General features: G+C 64.7%; 6 protein-coding genes. 1 reads left to right on the top strand and 5 read right to left on the bottom strand.

Annotation, left to right across the window (positions count from 1 at the left end):
* Positions 1 to 10: 10 nt before the first annotated feature.
* The 5 genes from Q0176_RS07290 to Q0176_RS07270 form a co-directional block, all read right to left on the bottom strand.
* On the bottom strand, positions 11 to 733 hold the full coding sequence (locus tag Q0176_RS07290) for an ABC transporter ATP-binding protein (protein WP_299300839.1): 723 nt from the start codon (positions 731 to 733) through the stop codon (positions 11 to 13).
* The gene (locus Q0176_RS07285; RefSeq protein ID WP_299300836.1) at positions 733 to 1,614 is read right to left on the bottom strand and encodes an ABC transporter ATP-binding protein; all 882 of its coding nucleotides are present in this window, start codon (positions 1,612 to 1,614) and stop codon (positions 733 to 735) included. The genes Q0176_RS07290 and Q0176_RS07285 overlap by 1 nt, the downstream gene beginning before the upstream one ends.
* A 2-nt stretch (positions 1,615 to 1,616) precedes the next feature.
* On the bottom strand, positions 1,617 to 2,465 hold the full coding sequence (locus Q0176_RS07280) for a branched-chain amino acid ABC transporter permease (RefSeq protein ID WP_299300845.1): 849 nt from the start codon (positions 2,463 to 2,465) through the stop codon (positions 1,617 to 1,619).
* Positions 2,466 to 2,541: 76 nt separating this feature from the next.
* Positions 2,542 to 3,426: a branched-chain amino acid ABC transporter permease gene (locus Q0176_RS07275; protein WP_299300842.1), complete on the bottom strand. Its 885-nt coding sequence runs from the start codon at positions 3,424 to 3,426 to the stop codon at positions 2,542 to 2,544.
* 83 nt (positions 3,427 to 3,509) lie between these two features.
* Positions 3,510 to 4,655, bottom strand: coding sequence for an ABC transporter substrate-binding protein (locus Q0176_RS07270; protein WP_299300833.1), 1,146 nt, complete (start codon positions 4,653 to 4,655; stop codon positions 3,510 to 3,512).
* Between the two features lie 623 nt (positions 4,656 to 5,278).
* On the opposite strand from Q0176_RS07270, the gene Q0176_RS07265 reads away from it, so the two are divergent.
* Complete coding sequence (locus Q0176_RS07265) at positions 5,279 to 6,022, top strand: gamma-glutamyl-gamma-aminobutyrate hydrolase family protein (RefSeq protein ID WP_299300830.1); 744 nt, start codon at positions 5,279 to 5,281, stop codon at positions 6,020 to 6,022.
* Positions 6,023 to 6,064: the final 42 nt, after the last annotated feature.

Raw genomic sequence — 6,064 nt, 5'->3', positions numbered from 1 at the left:
TCCTGTCATTTTACTCTCGTCCCTGGCCCAGGTAGGCGGCCCTGATGTCGGGGTCCTCCAGCAGGTCGCGGGACGGCCCCTCCTTCAGAAGGCACCCCGTCTGGAGGACGTAGGCACGGTGCGAGAGCAGCAGGGCCTGACGGGCGTTCTGCTCGACGAGCAGGATGCTGACGCCCTCCTCGTTGATCCGGCGCAGCTCCTTGAATATGTCCCGGATGACGATCGGCGCGAGCCCCAGGGAGGGCTCGTCCAGCAGCAGCACGCGGGGGCGGGCCATCAGCGCCCGTGCGATCGCCAGCATCTGCTGCTCCCCGCCCGACAGGGTGCCCGCGTACTGGCGCAGCCGTTCCCGCAGGCGCGGAAACAGGGAGAGCACCCAGTCGAAGTCCTCCCGGACGGCTTTGGCGTCCCTCCGGGCAAACGCGCCGATCCGAAGGTTCTCCTCGACCGTCAGGGGCGCGAAGATCCTCCGCCCCTCGGGGACCAGGGAGAGCCCGCTGCGGACGACCCTGAAGCTCCTGGAGGACAGGGCCCGCCCCTCCAGGGCCACCGTGCCCTCGGAGAGGCGGACCAGCCCCATGAGCGCGTTCATGAAGGTGGACTTGCCTGCGCCGTTGGCACCGATGACGGCGACGATCTCCCGCTCCCGAAGGGTCAGGGAAAACCCCTGCAGCGCCCGAATCGCCCCATAGCTGACATGAAGGTCCCGGGCCTCGAGCAATACGTCCGCCATCACAATACCGCCTCCTCGTCCGCCTCGTCGTCGCCCTCGCCCAGATAGGCGCCGAGCACCCCGGGGTCGTTCCGAATCTCCTCGGGCGTCCCCTCCGCGATCTTGGCCCCGAAGTTCATACAGATGATGTGCGGGCAGATCCTCATGATCAGGTCCATGTGGTGCTCGATGACCAGGGTCGTCAGGCGAAACTCCCGATGGATGCCCGTGATCAGATCGTTCAGGGCAAATACCTCCTCGGGGTTCATCCCCGCCGCCGGCTCGTCCAGCAGCAGCAGCTTCGGGTCCAGCGCCAGGGCGCGCGCAATCTCGAGCCTCCGCTGCATCCCGTAGGGAAGCGTCCCCGCGGCCTGCCGGGCGCGGTCCGCCAGCCCCACCCGCTCCAGAAGCTCCATGCTCTTGGAACGGATGTTCCGTTCGACCCCGGCCCAGTGTCCGGCGTGGAGCAGGGACTCCCAGAAGCCGTAGTGGTACTCGGGATCGGGGCGGTAGCCCGGGAAAAGCTGCCCCCTCAAGTCCTCCCGAAAGGAGTAACGGAAGCGGTTCTGCGCGGCGGTCATGACGTTCTCCAGCACCGAGGAGCGCCCGAAGAGCCTCAGGTTCTGAAAGGTTCGGGCGATCCCGAGCCGGTTCACCTGATACGCCGCCATGGGCGTGATGTCCTGGTCCCGGAACCAGATGCTTCCCGCCGTCGGATTGTAGACGCCGGAGACGATGTTGAAGACCGTCGTCTTTCCGGCTCCGTTGGGGCCGATGATGCCGGTCAGGGCGTTGTCCATGATGCGGAAGCTCATGTCCCGGACGGCGTGGACCCCGCCGAAGCGCATGTCGACGTGCTCCAGTTCCAGAAGCACCTGGTCCGTCCCGATATCCCGCGGCATGGCTATCCCCTCCTCCCGGACCCGGGCAGGAAGCTCCAGATCTCCCGGTCGCCCAAAAGCCCCTCCGGCCGCACCACCATGATGACGACCAGCAGCAGGCCGTAGATGAGCATGCGGTACTGCGAGATGTCCCGGAAATACTCCATGACCGAGGTGACGATCGCCGAGCCCAGCAGGGTCCCGCTCATGGAGCCCAGCCCCCCGAACACCACGACCGCCGTCAGCTCGGTCGATTTCATCATGTCGAACATCGACGGCTGGATGAAGTTCATATACCCCCCCAGCAGAGCGCCCGACACGCCGCAGTAGAACGCGGAGATCAGGAGCGCCTTCATGCGGGACGCCGTGGTGTTGAAGCCCATCAGCGAGGCGGCCAGCCGGTCGTCCCTCGAGGCCTTGAACTCGCGCCCCAGGCGGCTGTCGATGAGGTTGAACGTCAGGAGGGTCAGGACGGTGAAGCAGGCAACGGCGACGCCCCGGGTGGTATAGGAGTCGATGCCCGGAAAACCGCGCGCTCCCCTGGTGAAGGACTGCCAGTTCTCGAGGATCAGTCGGATCGCCTCCCCCAGGCCGATGGAGGCGATAGCGTAGTAGTCGCCCGTCAGGCGCAGCGTCGGCATTCCGATCATCCAGGCCACGGCCACGGCCACAAGGCCCCCTGCGACGATGGCGGGCAGCCAGTGGACGCCGTACCTGACGGTCAGAATAGCGGCTGTGTAGGCCCCGAGCGCCATGTAGGCCGCGTGTCCCAGCGTGAAGATCCCCGTGAAGCCGGTGAGGAGCGACACGCCCATGGCGGCGATGCAGTTGATGCAGAGCAGAATGATGATGCCCTCCTGATACCCGCCCAGCGGGTACAAGGCCAGGGCCAGGCCGAGGAGGATCACGGCGGTGTTTCCAAGCAGGCTCCTCTTCACGATGCACCTCCTAGATCTTGTCCCCGACGCTCTTGCCGAAGAACCCGGCGGGCCGGACCAGCAGCATGACCACCAGCATGGAGAAAACGACCATATCCCGCATCTGGCTGCTGACGAACCCCGCGGTGAGCATCTCCGCAAGGCCCAGGATCAGGCTGCCCAGCACCGCGCCGGGCAGCGAGCCCAGGCCGCCGATCACCGCGGCGATGAACGCCTTGATCGTGATGTTGCCGAGCTGCGGATAGAGCGAGTACTTCGCGGAGAGGAAGATCCCGCCCACCGCGGCCAGCAGCCCCGCGACGAAGAAGACGATGCCGATCAGGAGCGTCACGTTGACCCCCATCAGTCCGGCCGTGCGCAGATCGCACGCCGCCGCACGGATGGCCAGTCCCCAGCGCGTGCGCGACAGGAAGAGCTGGAGCGCCCCCAGAAAAACGACGGCAACAGCCAGCGAGAGGATGTCGGAGGCATTGACCGTGACCCCGCCGCCCAAGCTGAACACCCCGGACGGAAACGTGTCCTGCGGCAGGGCCCGGAAGCGCCCGCCCACCACGATGACGAAGATATTCTCGATGACGATGCTGACGCCCATGGAGGCGATCAGCAGGTAGAGCGTCATGGAGGTGCGCTCGCGAATCGGTTTGTAGGCCAGGCGTTCGGTCAGGACGGCCACCAGGCCCGAGGCCAGGATCGCCCCCGCAGACGCCAGGACGATCCCATATCCCTGCTGTGTCAGAAGGTAATAGCAGGCATATCCCCCCACGACCAGAAAACCGCCGTGCGCGAAGTTGGAGAAGAGCAGAATGGAGTACACCAGCGAATACCCAACGGCGATGAGCGCGTAGACCGACCCCAGGGAAAGCCCGTTGATGATCTGTTGAAGCAGCGTTGACAGCGTAATGGCCAAAAGACATCATCCCTTCGTGCCCGAACCCTCGTAACCGAATGCCAGGCCCCTTTCGTCCCGAGCTTTTTGTCCTACTCCGGACGTACCTTCCTGAAGAACAGCGCCTTCCTCTGTTCGGGATCGCACTTCAGCATGACGCCGTCCTTGTCCTTGGGGTTATGGAACTCGTCCATGGTCAGGGTGCAGTGCAGCAGCTTGAGGTTTGCCGTCTGCTCCAGGGCGTCGCGCACCTTGACGGGGTCGGTCGACTGAGCCCGCTCGATCGCGTCCTTCAGCCAGTAGACGCAGTCGTAAGCCATGATGGCGTTCATGAACTCCTGACACTCCGTGCCCGTCCTCTCCTTGTACTTGTCGAAGAAGCCCTTCAGTGCGGGGTCGTAGCGGTCCACATGGCTGACCCAGTAGGTGTCGCCCAAAGCGTCGCCCGCAATCTCCCACATGAAGTCGCCGTACCCGTCCCCCCCGACGATCGCGGTCCTGATCCCGAGCTCGCGGGCCTGCTTCACGGCCAGGGGCAGGGACTTGCCCATGAATGGGAAGATCAGGACATCGGCGCCACTGTCCTTGATGTTGGTCAGCTGGGAGCGGAAGTCCACGTCCTCGCCGCGGAACCCCTCGTCCGCAACGATCCTGCCCCCGAAATCCTCGAAGCCCTTCACGAAGAACTCGCGCTGGCCCTGGGAGTAGTCGCTCGACACGTCGTAGAGGACCGCGGCCTTGGACGCCCCGAGGTCCCTGGCGGCGAAGTAGGCCATCATGCGCCCCTGATAGGGATCCAGGAAGCAGATGCGGAAGTTGTAGGGGCGCACCTTTCCGGCCTCGTCCACGGTGACCAGAGGGTTGGTGGGCAGGGTGCCGAGATGGGAGACCCGCCCCCTGTTGAAGACGGGGGCCGCCGCGATGCACAGCCCGCTGCCGCTGGGACCGATGGCCGCTACGACCTTGTCCTGCTCCACAAGCCGACGCGCCGCGTTGACCATGTCCTCCTGTCGGGTACGGCAGTCGTACATGACGACCTCCAGTTTTCTGCCCAGGACGCCGCCCGCCGCGTTGATCTCATCCACGGCGATCTTGACGGACTCCACCTCCGCGATCCCGTAGGCCGCGAAGTCGCCCGTCACCGTCGCGATCTCGCCCACCCTGATCGTGTCCGCCCCCCACACGGGAGAGGCGGCGCAAAACAAAAGCACCGCCGCGCACAACATCAGCCTTCTCACTGCAGATCCCTCCTTACGTCACTTTTGTCAAGTCCGGAACGGTTTGGCAGAATTGTTGCCTTATTCTATTGTATTCCGCGCCGGCCGTAAAGACACGGCCCTCGGAAATTCCGCGCTTGTCATCCGTCATCCGGCGGCTTCCTGTGTTATCATAACAAGGGAAACGGGGCGCTGACCCCTCTTTTCCCGGAATCCTTTCGGCACTTCCAGGATAAGACGTCCAGCCTTGCTGAAAGGGGTCCTTCGTAATCGGTTCGTCTGCGCAGCCTCAAAAGCAAGCTCGTCGTGGCCGTCGGAGGTTTTTCCCCCGTCGATCCTGGTCCTCTCGACGGGCGTCCTCCTGAGCGTCGACGCGCAGGTCCGGAACCATCTTCAGGAGAATGCCCGGCACAGCCCGGAGGGTTGCTACAGCCTCCTCAGGATTTACGAACAGGAGTCCCCGGCTCGCGCCCAGCGCCTCGCCGAAAGGGACACGTCGATCGAGGCGATGCGCTCCGGGGGAATGGATCGGGGAAGGTCATTCAGTTGCTCGACCGCCTCATCTGCCGGATCGAGCATAAAAAATAAGCACGCGGGCGGAAAATTTCGATATCCGATACTTTTAGCTGAGAGGGGAAACAACCATGAGCAAGCCTATCATCGGCATTCTGGGGAGCGTCCGGCGAGACCCGGACTCCGACTTTGTGTGTGCCGACCGCAGCTGCACGAACACGACCTGCGTACGTGCCATAGACGGCAACGGCGGCGTCCCTGTCATCCTGCCGGTTCCCGAGGACCCAAGGCTTTCGGACCCCGCCCTGGCCCTGTGCGACGGCCTGCTCTTCCCCGGAGGCTGGGATGTGGACCCCCGCCACTACGGGGAGCCGCCCCACGCGATGCTGGGGCCGGTGCAGCCGGAGCTGGACGCCTTCTGGTTCCATGCGGCAGCCTACGCGTCGGAGCACCGTATTCCCATGCTGGGCATCTGCCGCGGCATGCAGCTCCTGAACGTGGCCTGCGGCGGCAGCCTCTATCAGGATATCGGAGAGCGCGCCGAGAAGAACCTGCTGCACATGCAGCAGCTGCGCCGCGACACCCCGATGCACAAGGTCCTGATCGAGCCGAACTCCCGCCTTCGGCACATCCTGGAGGCCGAGAGCGCCTACACCAACACGCTGCACCATCAGTCCGTCAAGGTCCCGGGTAAAGGCCTCGTCCTCACCGCCCACGCCGAGGACGGCATCGTCGAGGCCTTCGAGAGCCCGGACGGCCTGATCGTGGCCGTGCAGTGGCATCCGGAGGATCTTCTGAGGACGGTCCCGGTCATGAACCGCCTCTTCATGGACCTCTGCGACCGGGCCCTGGAACGGCGAAGAGCCCGTAACTGATCTTTCGGACGAGGCCGGGTCCCGTCCGTTGAGGACGGGACC

The sequence above is a fragment of the uncultured Fretibacterium sp. genome (assembly GCF_938040765.1).
Taxonomy (GTDB): Bacteria; Synergistota; Synergistia; order Synergistales; family Aminobacteriaceae; genus CAJPSE01.
This window is presented reverse-complemented; position numbering and strand designations above follow the sequence as displayed.